Source organism: Pseudomonas protegens (assembly GCF_003732485.1).
In the GTDB taxonomy this organism is placed as follows: domain Bacteria; phylum Pseudomonadota; class Gammaproteobacteria; order Pseudomonadales; family Pseudomonadaceae; genus Aquipseudomonas; species Aquipseudomonas protegens_B.
The window spans coordinates 59,838-74,485 of sequence record NZ_MOAK01000087.1; the positions used below are offsets into that span (position 1 = coordinate 59,838).

General features: G+C 58.8%; 15 protein-coding genes and 3 tRNA genes. 13 read left to right on the plus strand and 5 right to left on the minus strand.

What is annotated here, in order from left to right; all coding sequences use genetic code 11:
• The first annotated feature begins 95 nt into the window (after nucleotides 1-95).
• Together BLX41_RS30385 and BLX41_RS30390 are read left to right on the plus strand one after the other, a co-directional pair.
• A complete protein-coding gene (locus BLX41_RS30385) occupies nucleotides 96-1,124 on the plus strand; it encodes an AraC family transcriptional regulator (protein ID WP_123727864.1) in 1,029 nt (342 codons plus the stop codon).
• A gap of 71 nt (nucleotides 1,125-1,195) precedes the next feature.
• Nucleotides 1,196-1,705: a DUF1993 domain-containing protein gene (locus BLX41_RS30390; RefSeq protein WP_102864642.1), complete on the plus strand. Its 510-nt coding sequence runs from the start codon at nucleotides 1,196-1,198 to the stop codon at nucleotides 1,703-1,705.
• A 91-nt stretch (nucleotides 1,706-1,796) separates the two neighbouring features.
• On the opposite strand, the gene sstT is transcribed toward BLX41_RS30390, so the two are convergent.
• The gene (gene sstT, locus BLX41_RS30395; RefSeq protein WP_123727865.1) at nucleotides 1,797-3,029 is read right to left on the minus strand and encodes a serine/threonine transporter SstT; all 1,233 of its coding nucleotides are present in this window, start codon (nucleotides 3,027-3,029) and stop codon (nucleotides 1,797-1,799) included.
• A gap of 350 nt (nucleotides 3,030-3,379) precedes the next feature.
• On the opposite strand from sstT, the gene BLX41_RS30400 reads away from it, so the two are divergent.
• Nucleotides 3,380-4,537 (plus strand): MFS transporter, encoded by a 1,158-nt coding sequence (locus tag BLX41_RS30400; RefSeq protein ID WP_123727866.1) that lies wholly within the window; start codon nucleotides 3,380-3,382, stop codon nucleotides 4,535-4,537.
• Here BLX41_RS30400 and nhaR read toward each other — a convergent pair whose 3' ends face one another.
• Entirely contained in the window at nucleotides 4,538-5,443 is a 906-nt protein-coding gene (gene nhaR, locus BLX41_RS30405; protein ID WP_123727867.1) for a transcriptional activator NhaR, read from the minus strand.
• A gap of 135 nt (nucleotides 5,444-5,578) precedes the next feature.
• Here nhaR and BLX41_RS30410 point away from each other — a divergent pair, with 135 nt between their 5' ends.
• Both BLX41_RS30410 and BLX41_RS30415 read left to right on the plus strand, forming a co-directional pair.
• Nucleotides 5,579-5,827, plus strand: coding sequence for a hypothetical protein (locus BLX41_RS30410; RefSeq protein ID WP_123727868.1), 249 nt, complete (start codon nucleotides 5,579-5,581; stop codon nucleotides 5,825-5,827).
• Nucleotides 5,828-5,857: 30 nt separating this feature from the next.
• Nucleotides 5,858-6,613, plus strand: a complete 756-nt coding sequence (locus BLX41_RS30415; RefSeq protein ID WP_123727869.1) for a TerC family protein — start codon at nucleotides 5,858-5,860, stop codon at nucleotides 6,611-6,613.
• Between the two features lie 78 nt (nucleotides 6,614-6,691).
• Here the strand turns inward: BLX41_RS30415 and BLX41_RS33920 are convergent, their stop codons facing one another.
• The gene (locus tag BLX41_RS33920) at nucleotides 6,692-6,862 is read right to left on the minus strand and encodes a hypothetical protein (RefSeq protein ID WP_185073868.1); all 171 of its coding nucleotides are present in this window, start codon (nucleotides 6,860-6,862) and stop codon (nucleotides 6,692-6,694) included.
• A 224-nt stretch (nucleotides 6,863-7,086) separates the two neighbouring features.
• Here BLX41_RS33920 and BLX41_RS30420 point away from each other — a divergent pair, with 224 nt between their 5' ends.
• Entirely contained in the window at nucleotides 7,087-7,761 is a 675-nt protein-coding gene (locus BLX41_RS30420; protein ID WP_123728001.1) for a peptidase C39 family protein, read from the plus strand.
• A gap of 50 nt (nucleotides 7,762-7,811) precedes the next feature.
• Here BLX41_RS30420 and pbpG read toward each other — a convergent pair whose 3' ends face one another.
• On the minus strand, nucleotides 7,812-8,750 hold the full coding sequence (pbpG, locus tag BLX41_RS30425) for a D-alanyl-D-alanine endopeptidase (RefSeq protein ID WP_123727870.1): 939 nt from the start codon (nucleotides 8,748-8,750) through the stop codon (nucleotides 7,812-7,814).
• Nucleotides 8,751-9,043: 293 nt separating this feature from the next.
• Nucleotides 9,044-9,898, minus strand: a complete 855-nt coding sequence (gene folD, locus BLX41_RS30430; protein WP_123727871.1) for a bifunctional methylenetetrahydrofolate dehydrogenase/methenyltetrahydrofolate cyclohydrolase FolD — start codon at nucleotides 9,896-9,898, stop codon at nucleotides 9,044-9,046.
• 280 nt (nucleotides 9,899-10,178) lie between these two features.
• Here folD and BLX41_RS30435 point away from each other — a divergent pair.
• The 7 genes from BLX41_RS30435 to BLX41_RS36770 all read left to right on the plus strand — a co-directional run.
• Nucleotides 10,179-10,255 (plus strand) — tRNA-Arg (locus BLX41_RS30435).
• 32 nt (nucleotides 10,256-10,287) lie between these two features.
• A tRNA-His gene (locus tag BLX41_RS30440) sits at nucleotides 10,288-10,363 on the plus strand.
• Nucleotides 10,364-10,420: 57 nt separating this feature from the next.
• Nucleotides 10,421-10,505: transfer RNA gene (locus BLX41_RS30445), tRNA-Leu, on the plus strand.
• 411 nt (nucleotides 10,506-10,916) lie between these two features.
• Nucleotides 10,917-12,227, plus strand: a complete 1,311-nt coding sequence (gene tig / locus BLX41_RS30450) for a trigger factor (protein WP_123727872.1) — start codon at nucleotides 10,917-10,919, stop codon at nucleotides 12,225-12,227.
• Between the two features lie 92 nt (nucleotides 12,228-12,319).
• Nucleotides 12,320-12,955, plus strand: coding sequence for an ATP-dependent Clp endopeptidase proteolytic subunit ClpP (gene clpP / locus BLX41_RS30455; protein WP_123727873.1), 636 nt, complete (start codon nucleotides 12,320-12,322; stop codon nucleotides 12,953-12,955).
• Nucleotides 12,956-13,067: 112 nt separating this feature from the next.
• Entirely contained in the window at nucleotides 13,068-14,351 is a 1,284-nt protein-coding gene (gene clpX / locus BLX41_RS30460) for an ATP-dependent Clp protease ATP-binding subunit ClpX (RefSeq protein ID WP_102864651.1), read from the plus strand.
• A 162-nt stretch (nucleotides 14,352-14,513) separates the two neighbouring features.
• Nucleotides 14,514-14,648: LON peptidase substrate-binding domain-containing protein (locus tag BLX41_RS36770; protein WP_148050785.1), on the plus strand; the 135-nt coding region annotated here is incomplete at its 3' end.

Sequence of the window (14,648 nt, forward strand, 5' to 3'; positions counted from 1 at the left end):
AGTGAAGCATGCAGGGAATAAAGTGCAGGCCCCATGCTGTAACGGGACAAGTGCTTTAGTATTTGGGCCAAATCAGCGCTTCATGAGCCCGGCCCATGAGTATCCAGACCTATACCCGAGGGCCGTCCAGCGCCTTGCTGCTGGTGAGCTTCGGCCGCGAAAAGGGCTTGCCAGTGGTGAGTTTGCTGGCCGGCTCGGGGTTGTCCCTGGAGCAGTTGCAGGACCCCAACAGCCTGTTGACGGCGGCTCAGGAACTGCAACTGGTGAGCAATCTGCTGGGTTTGCTGGGCAATCCCCGGGGCTTGGGTTACGCCGTGGGCGCGCGCTATCACTTCTCCAGCTACGGCCTGTTCGGCTATGGCCTGATCAGCAGCGCGACTGCGGCGGATGCCTTGAGCCTGGCCTTGCGCTTTTTACCCCTGACGTATGCCTTTGCCACGATCGGCTACCGATTGGAGCAGGAGTTGGGGGTGCTGACGTTTGCTGAGCCTGCGGTGGCGGACCCGGCGGTACGGGAGTTTCTGCTGCAGCGGGACATGGCCGCTGCGGCGGTATTGATGAAGGAGATTGTGGGCCCGGACTTTCGCCTGGCGCGGTTTACCCGGTGCAATGGCCGTCCTGTGGCGCGCAGCACGGGGGAGGCAGAGCAGATCCTGGGCCTGAGTCCCACCTATCGGGCCGGGCAGCATGGCCTGGCCTTCGACCGGCGTTTCCTGACCCGGCCCTTGCCCCAGGCCAATCCACTGACGGTGTCGATGTGCGAGCAGATGTGCGCACAGTTGCTGGAGCGTCGCTCGGCGCCTCAGGGGGCGGCGGCCCTGGTGCGCCAGTATCTTGAGGCCGCCCCCGTCGGCAGCGTACCGGACCTGCCGAGCATGGCGCGGTTGAGCCGGACCAGCGTGCGCACCCTCAAGCGTCGTTTGCAGGAGGAGGGCACGTCGTACCGGCAATTGCTTAGCCAGCAGCGCAGCGCCCGGGCCCTGGAGCTGTTGGGCAACCCGGCCTTGAGCCTGACGCAGATCGCCGAACGGCTGGGTTTCAGCGACCTGTCGAGTTTTTCCCAGAGCTTCAAGCGCTGGTTTGGCGTCCCGCCCAGCGCTTATCGCCAAGGGCCTCCGGGATAAAGGCCCCTGGGCCGGCTGCTGTGGCTATAATCGCTGCTCGTTGTATTTCCGCCATCCATGTCGAGACTGTCATGACTATTTCCCTGTACGCCGCTTCCGTTCCTGTCTTCAAGCAAATGCTCAACGCCTTGAGCGATGTGCTGCACAAGGCCGAAGCTCACGCCACGGCGAAGAATATCGAACCCAATGCCTTGCTCCAGGCGCGCCTGTATCCGGACATGTTCCCGCTGGTGCGTCAGGTGCAGATCGCCGTGGACTTCGCCAAGGGCGTATCGGCCCGTCTGGCCGAGGTCGAGCTGCCCAAGTACGACGACACTGAAGTCACCTTCGCCGACCTGCAGGCGCTGATCGCCAAGGTCCTGGCCTTTATCGAGGGCATCCAGCCTTCGCAGATCGACGGCAAGGAAGGCATCGAGATCGTCACCCGTCCGGGCACTCCGAAAGAGAAGCGCTTCAGTGGCCAGTCCTACCTGCTGACCTACGGCTTGCCGCAGTTCTTCTTCCACGTCACCACCACCTACGCGATCCTGCGTCACAACGGTGTGGAAGTGGGCAAGCGCGACTACATGGGCGCGTTCTAAGCCGTCCTGCTGAAGAGCGGCACGACCCTATCAGCGCGCATAAAAAAGCCCGGCCAGGTTGACCCTGGCCGGGCTTTTTAGTGGCCGTGAATCAGGCTGAGGCTTGCGCCTTGTCTTCCTGGGCCATGCACGCGGCGGCGGTGAAGAGCACGTCGGTGGAGGAGTTCAGTGCGGTTTCCGCCGAGTCCTGCAGCACGCCGATGATGAAGCCTACAGCCACTACTTGCATGGCGATTTCGCTGGGGATGCCGAACAGGCTGCAGGCCAGTGGAATCAGCAGCAGCGAGCCACCGGCGACACCGGAAGCGCCGCAGGCGCAGATCGCCGCCACCACACTGAGGAGCACGGCGGTCGGCAGGTCGACGGCGATGCCCAGGGTGTGCACGGCGGCCAGGGTCAGCACGGTGATGGTGATCGCCGCGCCGGCCATGTTGATGGTGGCGCCCAGGGGGATCGACACCGAATAGGTGTCTTCATGCAGGCCCAGGCGCTTGCTCAGTTCCAGGTTCACCGGAATGTTGGCCGCCGAACTGCGGGTGAAGAACGCGGTGATGCCGCTCTCGCGCAGGCAGGTCAGTACCAGTGGGAAGGGGTTGCGGCGGATCTTCCAGAACACGATCAGCGGGTTCATCACCAGGGCCACGAACAGCATGCAGCCGATCAGTACCGCCAGCAGGTGCAGGTAGCCCAGCAGCGCATCGAAGCCGGAAGTGGCCAGGGTCGAGGCCACCAGGCCGAAGATCCCCAGGGGCGCGAAGCGGATCACCACGCGTACGATCAGGGTGACGCCATTGGACAGGTCATCGAGCACGGTGCGAGTGGTCTCGCCGGCATGACGGATGGCCACGCCCATGCCGATGGCCCAGGCCAGGATGCCGATGAAGTTGGCATTCATCAGGGCGCTGACCGGGTTGTCCACCACGCTCAGCAGCAGGCTTTGCAGCACTTCGGTGATGCCGCCGGGAGCGCTGATGGCGACGTCGTGGGTCGACAGCACCAGGGCGGAAGGGAACAGGCTGCTGGCGATCACGGCGACCACCGCGGCAGCGAAGGTGCCCAGCAGGTAGAGCACCAGGATCGGCCGGATATGGGTTTCCTGGCCGTGCTTGTGGTTGGCGATGGAGGCCATCACCAACACGAACACCAGGATCGGCGCCACGGCCTTGAGCGCCGAGACGAAGACCTTGCCGATGAAGGTGGTGGACTTTGCCACGTCAGGTGCCAACAGGGCCAGGGCGATCCCGGCAAGCAGGCCGATGACGATCTGCGTCACCAGGCTGAGGCGTTTGAGGGTGTGCAGAAGGGAAGGAGGGGAAGCGCTCATAGCGGTATCTCTGTTTTTTTTAATGTGCAGTGCATGCCGGGTACCCGGGGCCGGAAGTGGTCCGGGCTGGAGCGGCACCCATGGCTGCGGTGGTCAATGGCAACCGGCGATCGGGCCGCTTGAGTGGCAGCGCGCGACCAAGCCCGTTTCTGGCAGGGGGCGGACTTTATCACAGCAGCCCGGGCTTCCCGCGTTGATGTGACGATCTGCCACTTGCCGCTGCAAGGAAAGCGCCGACGTGGCGGTTGCCTTGACCCGTACTCACTCTGTTAATATGCGCCATCCCCTTTTCCTATCCAGTCAGCGGGCCCTTCGGGCTGTCGTTGCTGTCGCCGTTTCTGGAGTTCTTGATGTTGTTGCCCATCCTGCTGTTGTCGGCTGCGGGTTTTACCGTGCTGACCACGGAATTCATCATCGTTGGCCTGTTGCCGTCGATTGCCCGGGACTTGCAAGTCAGCGTGTCCCAGGCCGGCTTGCTGGTGACCCTGTTCGCGTTCACCGTCGCCGCGTTCGGGCCCTTTCTGACCGCCTATTTCGCGCGTTTTCCGCGTAAGCAGCTGTTTATCAGCGTGCTGCTGATGTTTGGTCTGGCCAATACCCTCGCGGCCCTGGCGCCGAACATCTGGGTGATGTCCGTGGCGCGACTAGTGCCGGCATTGGGGTTGCCGGTGTTCTGGGCCCTGGCCAGCGAAACGGCCGTGGACATCGTCGGCCCGGACTATGCCGGGCGCGCCATTGCCAAGATAGGCTTCGGCATTGTCTGCGCCACGGTGTTCGGGATTCCCGTGGGCACTCTGATTGCCGATGCCTTTGGCTGGCGCAGCGCCTTCGGCATCCTCGCGGTGGTGGCGTTCGCCAAGGCCCTGCTGCTATGGGCCTACCTGCCGACTACCAAGCCGCATAACGAACAGGCGAGCCTGCGTTCGCAGTTTCGCATCCTGCGCAGCCCGCTGATGCTGGGGCATGTGCTGCTGTCGATTCTGGTGTTCAGCGGCATGTTCACTGCCTACACCTACCTGGCGGATATTCTCGAGCGCCTGGCGGGCTTCAATGGCACTTTGGTGGGCTGGTGCCTGATGGGCTTCGGCGCGGTGGGGTTGATCGGCAACTCCCTGGGTGGCCGGGCTGTGGACCGGCATCCGCTGATTGCTTCGGTGGTGTTCTGTGGGTTGATGATCGGCGGCATGGTGGCCCTGGTGCCGAGCATTCATTCAACCCTGGGGTTGGCGGCAGCCATGGGCGTCTGGGGCGTGACCCAGGCAGCGCTGTTCCTGGTCAGCCATGTGCGCCTGATCAAGGCGGCGCCGCAAGCGCCGGCGTTCGCCGCGTCGCTGAACATCGCCGGGGCCAACCTGGGAATCGGCCTGGGGGCCATGGTTGGCGGCCGGGTGATCGATACCCTGGGGCTGGGCAGCCTGGGGTTTGCGGCGTCCGGCTTCATTTTGCTGTCCATCGCCCTGGCGTTGCTGCTGATGAACCTCAAGGCGCCGGACGCCTGTCCTTCCTGATCAGTGGTTCAGGGGCGTGAACAGTTCCCGTCGCGCCCCTTCGGTGATGGCGACAATGCCGGGGTGCTTGACCTTGCGCTCCACGGAAATGGCATAGAACGATTCGGTCACGGCATCGGTCTGGCCAATCAGTTGCACGCCGTACTGTTGCCGGACCTCCTCGGCAATCACGCTGGGAGCGATAAAGATCCCGCTGCCGGATTGGCCGAAGGCCTGCATCAGCGCGCTGTCATCGAACTCGCCGATGATTCGCGGTTGCAACTGCTGTTCGGCGAACCAGCGCAATAGGCGGCTGCGAACCACGGTTTCCTGGCCCGGGATCAGCAACGGGGCGCCGTGCAGGCCCCGGGGAAAGTCCGCACCGTGCAATCGCGCCAACTCCTTGGTGGCGAAGAAGCTGACGCCGCATTCTCCGAGTTTCTGGCTGTAGCCCTTGATGTCCAGGTGCGAGGGCATGGGGCTGTCGGAGATCACCAGGTCCAGGCGCTGGATGGCCAGGTCCGCCAGCAGGCGTTCCAGCTTGTCTTCGCGGCAGGTCAGGCGAATCGGGTCGCTGAGCTCCATGGTCGGTGCGATCAGGCGATAGACAATGGACTTGGGCACCACGTCTGCCACGCCGACACGGAACTGGATCTGCTGCTCGTCAGGGCGGGCCCGGAGCATGGCTTCCAGTTCGCCACCAAGCTGGAACATCTGTTCGGCGTAAGGCAGGGCCTGGCGCCCGGCTTCGCTCAGCTCCAGCTGGCGTCCGACCCGGCGAAACAGTTCGATGCCATAGGTCTGCTCCAGCAGGCTGATCTGGCCGCTGATGGTTTGTGGGGTCAGGTTGAGCTGCTCGCAGGCGCGCACGATGCTGCCGGTCTTGGCTACAACCCAGAAATAATGCAGTTGGCGGTAGTTGAGCATGGCGCTTATCAGTTCGTTAAAACCGAAGTATAACTGCTAAAAATACGAATTTTCCTGAAGTGTCACTCTCCTTAGAATGCCTCGCTATCGAGGGGGCCCCACCTTGGCCCCGTCCGTTCTATCGAGGAATACCGCATGTCATTCAAAACCCTGGGCGCAGCATCGCTGCTGGCCCTGTCTATGCTGACCCTGGCGGGTTGTGATCAGGCGGAAAAAAGCGCCCAACAGGTGCTGGACAAGGCGGCCGAGACTGCCAAGCAAGCCATCGACGACACCCACAAGGCCGCAGAGCAAGCGTTGAGTGACGCCACGCAAAGTGTGACCGGCAAGGAAAAACCACAGGAAGACGCGGCGAAGAAGCCGGAGTCGTCCCAGGAAATCTGATCTTTCATACAACCGATTCAGGATTGACCCATGGATTATCTTTTACAACTCGCCGCCAGCCCCACTGCCTGGGTCGCCCTGGCCACCCTGGTGGTGATGGAAATCGTGCTCGGCATCGATAACCTGATCTTTATTTCCATCCTCACCAACAAGTTGCCGGAAAAGCATCGGGCCAAGGCGCGGCGCATCGGTATTGGCATGGCGTTGTTCCTGCGTCTGGCGCTGCTCAGCACCATCGCCTTCATCGTCCAGCTCACCGAGCCGGTGATCGAAGTGATGGGGCAGAGCTTCTCCTGGAAGGACATGATCCTGATTGCCGGTGGTCTGTTCCTGGTGTGGAAAGCCACCACGGAGATCCATCACAGCATGGTTCCGGAGACTGAGGCAGACAAACCCCAGACACCGGGCGTGGCCATTGGCTTTGCCGCGGCGATCGGTCAGATCCTGTTGCTGGACATGGTGTTCTCCATCGACAGCATCATTACTGCCGTGGGCATGACCGAGCACTTGCCGATCATGATCATTGCCGTGGTGGTGTCGGTACTGGTGATGCTGCTGGCCGCCGAGCCGTTGGCCAAGTTCATCAATGACAACCCGACTGTGGTGATGCTGGCCCTGGGCTTCCTGATCATGATCGGCATGACCCTGATCGCCGAAGGTTTCGGCGCTCATGTGCCCAAAGGGTATGTGTATGCGGCGATGGCGTTCTCGGCGGCCATTGAAAGCCTGAACATGCTGGCCCGTCGGGCTCGGCAGAAGCGTCTGGCGGCGCAGGCCGAGAGCTGATCGCCACCATGACCAACGGCCGTCTGTACTCCTTGGAGTCAGGCGGCCGTGTTGTTTTCGGGAGAGCGCAAATGTTGATCAGTGAGCGGGGGCTGGGCGCCGGGCGGCTTTTCCGGTCTTGCTGCCAGGAGTGGACTGCTGGGGTTGATGATGGTGGCGACGGGTGATGCGCAGCACGCCCCAGAGCATTGCAGTGGCTACTGCCAGCCAGCCCAGGATCAGCATCACTATCGTCGTTGTCAGGCTCATAAGTGCCTCCTTGATGCCCTGTCCAGGGCACACACTCTTACCAATGGACAGTCTAGTAGCCTCTGTGTTTCAGGCTATTGACCAATAGTCGAGAGTCTTCGAATACTTCGCTCTATGGTGTTCAATTAACTGCCGCTTAACGCTATACCCTCGCCCGTGAGCACCCTATGATCAAGGCCCCAGCCGGGACCGGGTCGTCCGGCGTTTGAATACAGAGAGCGATGATGGTGCGGGTATTTCCTCGATTTCGAGCGGCGCTGCTGGTCAGCGCCTGTGTCTTGAGCCTGGCCGGTTGTGCCGGTAGCGTGCAACCCGAGATCCAGCGCCTGCCGGAGCGGGTGGAGCTCAACGGCGTGCCGTTTTTCCGTGGCGAGATGTATCAAAGTGCCCCCGGAGCCTTGGCCGGCATGCTGTCGCAACAGGGCATCGTGATTACTCCGGGGTTGTTGGACAAACCCTTGCACCTGCCTGGCGCCGAGGCGCAGTTGCAGCAGAACATGCAGAACCTGGCGCGTGAATACGGCATGGTGGTCTATCCCCTGGATGACCATCTAGCGGCTCTGCTGACCCAGGTGGCTGCAGGTTATCCGGTATTGGTGCGCTTTACCGAAGGTTCGACGTTCTGGGCTGAACCGCGTTATGCGGTGTTGGCCGGCTATAACCGGGACAAGCAAACCGTGCTGCTGCGCGGAGCGAAAAGCCGTCGACAACTGATGAGCTTCAGTGAGTTTGAGTCTTCCTGGAAGAGCGCCGGAAGCTTTGCGGTGTTGATTCAGGCGCCCAACCAGCTGCCGGCCCAGGTCGATCGCCAGCGCTGGTTGAAAGCGGCCAATGAGCTGGGGCAGGCCGGTCAGGAACAGGCGGCGGCCCGGGCGAGCAAAGCGCTCGACAATCACTGAGGCCTGCAGACAACAACGGCGCCATTGGGCGCCGTTGTTGTGCTTGGGTATCAGTGCGAGGCTTGAGGGGCCGCGGTCTGACGGTTCTTGAGGTTCTTGTCGGCCTTGTAGCGCAAGGCTACGTCCGGTACCGAGCCGCTCTTGCCGGTTTCCACCCAGTTGCGGATGCGGCTGGCGTCGGCGAAGTGGGTGTATTTACCGAAGGCGTCGAGAATCACCAGGGCTACCGGGCGATTGCCCATGCTGGTGACCAGCACCAGGCAGTGACCGGCCTGATTGGTGAAGCCGGTCTTGGTGATCTTGATGTCCCATTTCTCCTTGTTGACCAAGTGGTCGGTGTTGCGAAAGCCCAGGGTGTAGTTGGGCTTGCGGAACGCCACGGTCTTTTCCTTGGTGGTGCTCAGTTCACTCAGTAGCGGGTATTTGCGGGCTGCGACCAGCAATTTGCTCAGGTCGCGAGCCGTGGACACGTTATGGATCGACAGGCCGGTGGGTTCCACATAGCGGGTGTGGGTCATTCCCAGGGAATTGGCCTTGGCGTTCATGGCGGCGATGAAGGCCGGATAGCCTCCCGGGTAGTGATGGGCCAGGCTGGCGGCGGCACGGTTTTCCGAGGACATCAGGGCGATCAGCAGGGTATCCCGACGGCTCAGTTCACTGTTGAGCTTGACCCGAGAGAACACGCCCTTCATTTCCGGGGTGTCGCTGATGTTCATGGAGATGTATTCATCCAGCGGCAGCTTGGCGTCCAGAACCACCATGGCGGTCATCAGTTTGGTCACCGAAGCGATGGGCACCACGACGTCCGGATTGCTGGAATAGATGACGTTGTTGGTTTGCAGGTCCAGCAGCAGGGCGCTGCCGGATGCAATATGCAATTGTGAAGTGTCTCTTGGCGCCGCGGTGGTTTCGCTGGCATCGACGCTGTGCGTGATCAAGGTGCCGGACACAGCAAACAACAAGCTGAGGATGGAGAGACGGATTTTCACGCGGGCGGACTCGATAAAGATGGATATGCCGTTTGGCAACGGGCTTTTTCGGGAAAGCGTTACATTTTATGAATATAGCTGAGGAACTGTCGATTGTTCTTCAGTGGTCAGTCGAAAACCCTTAAAAACCAAGAAAAAACACCGTTTTTTCCTGAGTGGTACTGCTGTTTCAGAATAGGCTGGGTGCGATCCTGAGCGCTAAGATTCAGGGGCGATAAAGAGCGCCAGGACGTTGTAGCGTTGGCGCATAAAAAAACCCGCCATGGGCGGGTTTTTCATGCGCTGTCGAAAACTCAGCTGTGCAGCGATTCGGCCGCGTACAGAGTGTTTTCCAGCAGGCAGGCGCGGGTCATGGGGCCTACGCCACCAGGTACTGGAGTGATCCAGCTCGCGCGCGGCAGGGCGGTTTCATAAACCACGTCGCCCACCAGTTTGCCGTCTTCCTGGCGATTGATGCCGACATCGATGACGATAGCGCCTTCCTTGATCCATTCGCCCTTGACCAGGCCGGGCTTGCCCGCGGCAACGACTACCAGGTCGGCACGGCCAACGTGGCCAGCCAAATCCTTGGTGAAGCGGTGGGTGACGGTCACGGTGCAGCCAGCCAGCAGCAACTCCATGGCCATCGGGCGCCCGACGATATTGGATGCGCCCACTACTACTGCATCCATGCCATATAGATCGGCACCGGTGCTTTCCAGCAGGGTCATGATGCCTTTGGGGGTGCAGGGGCGCAGCAGGGGAATGCGCTGGGCCAAACGACCGACGTTATAAGGATGGAAGCCATCCACATCTTTGTCCGGACGAATGCGTTCTAGTAACAGAGACGCATCCAGATGCTCAGGGAGTGGCAGTTGTAGCAGGACGCCGTCGATGTTCGGGTCATCGTTGAGGCGATCGATCAAGCCAGCCAGGGCTTCTTGAGTGGTGTTGGCGGGCAAGTCATAGGCTTGGGAAAGGAAGCCGACCTCTTCGCAGTCTTTACGCTTGTGCGAGACATAAACCTGAGAGGCCGGGTCGCTGCCGACCAGAATCACCGCGAGGCCCGGAGTACGCAGGCCTTGCTGGCGACGCTCGGCGACACGTTTGGCGATCTGCTGGCGCAGGCTAGCGGCGATCGCTTTGCCGTCGATTAGTTGTGCAGTCATGACGCGTGATTAACCATCGAGAGGGAGAGAAAAAGAGAACGCATTCTCGCATGTCGGAACGTGAGGGCAAAGGCGCTTGGTCTGCAAATTCCCCTAACTCCTTTAATTAAATGAATTTTTTTCAAAAAAGAGTTGACGACCTAAAGGCTCGTCTATAACATTCGTCGCACTTGTCGGGCACAGCCTAGCACTGGTTAAGAAGGTCGGGCAGAGTTGATGTTTAGCTCGTAACGACTGAAAGCAATTAGTTTGTAATCGTTAAAGAATACAGATTAATAAGGCGCCCGTAGCTCAGCTGGATAGAGCATCCGCCTTCTAAGCGGATGGTCGCAGGTTCGAGTCCTGCCGGGTGCGCCATTAGGCAGCTTTGGCACAAGTAACGCAATATGGTGGGCGTAGCTCAGTTGGTAGAGCACAGGATTGTGACTCCTGTTGTCGTGGGTTCGATCCCCATCGTCCACCCCATATTCGAAGAGGGCGCCAGATTAATAATCTGGCGCCTTTGCTTTAAAAGCTTGTTAAGCGGACGTGGTGGAATTGGTAGACACACTGGATTTAGGTTCCAGCGCCGCAAGGTGTAAGAGTTCGAGTCTCTTCGTCCGCACCAATAAAGTAGCTAGTTAATAGCAGATTACGGCGCAGCACCTGAAAAGGGCTGCGCCGTTTTCGTTTCTGGGTCCGATATGTCCAGTGCTTCCGCCAATAGTGGGGCGGCTGGGCTGAGCAATGGTTGGCCTTTGGTCGCCGGGTGCTCGGATCTTGGCTATTGGTTGGTGTTTGTCAGGGGGCTCTGATCGGCTCCTTCTATATATAGAAGGGTTGGTGTAGAGGCTCTGGTTGGATTCGTAGTATTTGCTCTCATGGCGAGGCTCAACCCTTTGTCCTCGCCTTCACATTGTCGGCTGTTTTTTACCCGTTTTCAGTAGGGTGACTTCTTGAGTTTGACCCACTAGAATGCATGCCCTTGATTCTGGGGTCGGAAAACGGCCGGCTAACGTCTGTGCAACGAGGAATATCCATGCAAGTTTCTGTTGAAAATACTTCTGCTCTTGAGCGCCGCATGAGCATCACCGTGCCGGCTGAGCGCATCGAGAGCCAGGTCAACAAGCGTCTGCAGCAGACTGCCCAAAAGGCCAAAATTGCGGGCTTCCGCCCTGGCAAGGTTCCAATGAGCGTGATTCGTCAGCGTTATGAGGCTGATGCGCGTCAAGAGGCGGTGGGTGATGTGATCCAGGCGTCCTTCTATGAAGCCGTTGTTGAGCAGAAGCTGAACCCGGCTGGCGCTCCTTCGGTTGAGCCTAAGGTGCTGGAGAAGGGCAAGGACCTGGAATACGTTGCCACTTTCGAAGTTTTCCCAGAGTTCACGGTTGCCGGTTTCGAAAACATCGCTGTTGAGCGTCTGAGCGCTGACGTGGCTGATGCTGATCTGGACAACATGCTGGAAATCCTGCGTAAGCAGAATGTTCGCTTCGAAGTTGCTGATCGCGCGGCGCAGAACGATGATCAACTGAACATCGACTTCGTGGGTAAGGTTGACGGTGAAGCTTTCGCAGGCGGTTCGGCTAAAGGCACTCAGTTGGTATTGGGTTCCGGCCGCATGATCCCTGGCTTTGAAGACGGTCTGGTCGGCGCCAAGGCCGGTGAAGAGCGTGTTCTGAACCTGACCTTCCCTGAGAACTATCAGAACCTGGATCTGGCCAGCAAGGCTGCCGAGTTCACCGTGACCGTCAACAGCGTTTCCGAGCCTAAGCTGCCAGAGCTGACCGAAGAGTTTTTCGCTCAGTTCGGTATCAAGGAAGCAGGTTTGGAAGGTTTCCGTGCCGAAGTTCGCAAGAACATGGAGCGCGAGCTGCGCCAGGCCATCAAGTCCAAGGTGAAGAATCAGGTGATGGACGGTCTGCTGGCCTCCAACCCGATCGAAGTGCCGAAGGCCCTGCTGGACAACGAAGTTAACCGTCTGCGCGTTCAGGCTGTCCAGCAATTCGGTGGCAACATTAAGCCGGATCAACTGCCTGCCGAGCTGTTCGAGGAGCAAGCCAAGCGACGCGTAGTACTGGGTCTGATCGTTGCTGAAGTTGTTAAGCAATTCGATCTGAAGCCTGATGAAGACCGCGTTCGCGAACTGATCCAGGAAATGGCTTCGGCTTACCAAGAGCCTGAGCAGGTCGTGTCCTGGTACTACAAGAACGAGCAGCAATTGAACGAAGTCCGTTCGGTTGTGCTGGAAGAGCAAGTTGTGGATACTGTTCTGCAGAAAGCTAGCGTGACCGACAAATCGGTCTCTTACGAAGAAGCGGTCAAGCCGGTAGAGGCACCTCAAGCCGACTGATTTTCTTCTCGTTCGAAGCACACACCATAAGCCAGCCTTCGCGCTGGCTTATGCGTATTCAAGACGTGACTATTTGGGAGTGACTGCAGAGCATGTTCCGTAATTCGTATATTCAGCAGAACTCTGATATCCAGGCCGCAGGCGGTCTGGTCCCGATGGTTGTCGAGCAGTCTGCTCGTGGCGAACGCGCCTACGACATCTACTCGCGCCTCCTCAAGGAGCGAGTGATCTTTCTGGTAGGTCCTGTAGAGGACTACATGGCCAACCTGATCTGTGCGCAACTGCTATTCCTTGAAGCGGAAAACCCGGACAAGGACATCCATCTCTATATCAACTCCCCGGGCGGCTCGGTGACGGCTGGCATGTCGATCTACGACACCATGCAGTTCATCAAGCCTAACGTTTCAACCACCTGTATTGGTCAGGCATGCAGCATGGGTGCGTTTTTGCTGACGGCCGGTGCCTCTGGCAAGCGTTTCTGCCTGCCAAACTCCCGAGTGATGATTCACCAGCCACTGGGCGGTTTCCAGGGACAGGCGTCGGATATCGAAATCCATGCCAAGGAAATCCTCTTCATCCGTGAGCGTCTTAACACGCTGATGGCCAAGCATAGCGGGCGCACTCTGGAAGAAATCGAGCGCGATACCAATCGCGATAACTTCATGAGCGCCGAAGCAGCGCGTGAGTACGGGTTGATCGATGAAGTAATCAACCAACGCCCCGCTTAAAATAAGCAGCTCAAAATAGGCTTGGTCAGTTGTTCTGATCAGTGGCGGGCTTGAAAAAGCCCGCAATAGCCTTCATCTTGTGTTGCAAGCCTATCGGATTTGGATCGAACGAATGACTGACACCCGCAACGGCGAGGACAACGGCAAACTGCTTTATTGCTCCTTCTGTGGCAAAAGCCAGCATGAAGTACGCAAATTGATTGCCGGCCCCTCGGTCTTTATCTGCGACGAGTGCGTCGACTTGTGCAATGACATCATCCGTGAGGAGGTGCAGGAAGCACAGGCCGAGAGCAGCGCGCATAAATTGCCTTCGCCTAAAGAAATCAGCGGCATCCTTGATCAGTACGTGATTGGTCAGGAGCGAGCAAAAAAGGTTCTAGCGGTAGCGGTGTACAACCACTACAAGCGTCTGAACCAGCGTGACAAGAAAAGTGATGACGTCGAACTTGGCAAGAGCAACATCTTGCTGATCGGCCCTACAGGTTCGGGTAAGACGCTGTTGGCTGAAACCCTGGCCCGTCTGTTGAATGTACCGTTCACTATCGCGGATGCAACCACCCTGACCGAAGCCGGTTATGTGGGTGAGGACGTCGAGAACATCATTCAGAAGCTGCTGCAGAAGTGCGACTACGACGTAGAGAAAGCCCAGATGGGCATCGTCTACATCGATGAAATCGACAAGATTTCCCGTAAGTCTGACAACCCTTCGATCACCCGGGATGTTTCCGGTGAAGGTGTACAGCAAGCCCTGTTGAAGTTGATTGAGGGCACGGTTGCCTCCGTTCCGCCTCAAGGTGGTCGCAAGCATCCGCAGCAGGAGTTCCTGCAGGTCGACACTCGCAACATCCTGTTCATCTGTGGTGGTGCGTTCTCCGGTCTGGAAAAGGTTATTCAAAACCGTTCCACCCGTGGCGGTATTGGTTTCAATGCCGAGGTGCGTAGCAAGGAAGAGGGCAAGAAAGTTGGTGAGTCCCTGCGTGAAGTCGAACCTGACGACTTGGTCAAGTTTGGTCTGATCCCGGAATTCGTCGGCCGCCTGCCGGTTCTTGCCACTCTGGATGAGTTGGACGAAGCAGCGCTGATCCAGATCCTCACTGAGCCGAAGAATGCCTTGACCAAGCAGTACGCCAAGTTGTTCGAGATGGAAGGTGTCGACCTGGAGTTCCGCACTGACGCCTTGAAGTCGGTCGCCAAGCGCGCACTTGAACGAAAGACAGGCGCTCGTGGCCTGCGTTCGATTCTCGAAGGTGTTCTGCTCGACACTATGTATGAGATCCCCTCGCAATCCGAGGTGAGTAAAGTAGTGATCGACGAAAGCGTTATTGAAGGTAAGTCACAGCCACTGTACATCTATGAAAACAGTGAGCCGACGGCCAAGGCAGCGCCAGACGCGTAAGCGTCGCGCTGTTGGATTGAAAGAAGGGGCCTTCGGGCCCCTTTGTTTTTAGCGCCTTAAAGTGCTGTCTTTAAGCTTGTTTTTTTTCCAGGCAGCCCCCATCTTGGTTTCAAGCTTACTTCCATCTGTTTACGGCCGTACGGCCGCCGTAGAGGCGAAATCATGAAGACAACCATCGAATTGCCTCTCCTGCCATTGCGTGATGTTGTGGTTTATCCGCACATGGTTATCCCGCTGTTTGTGGGGCGCGAGAAGTCGATCGAAGCCCTTGAGGCAGCGATGACGGGCGACAAGCAG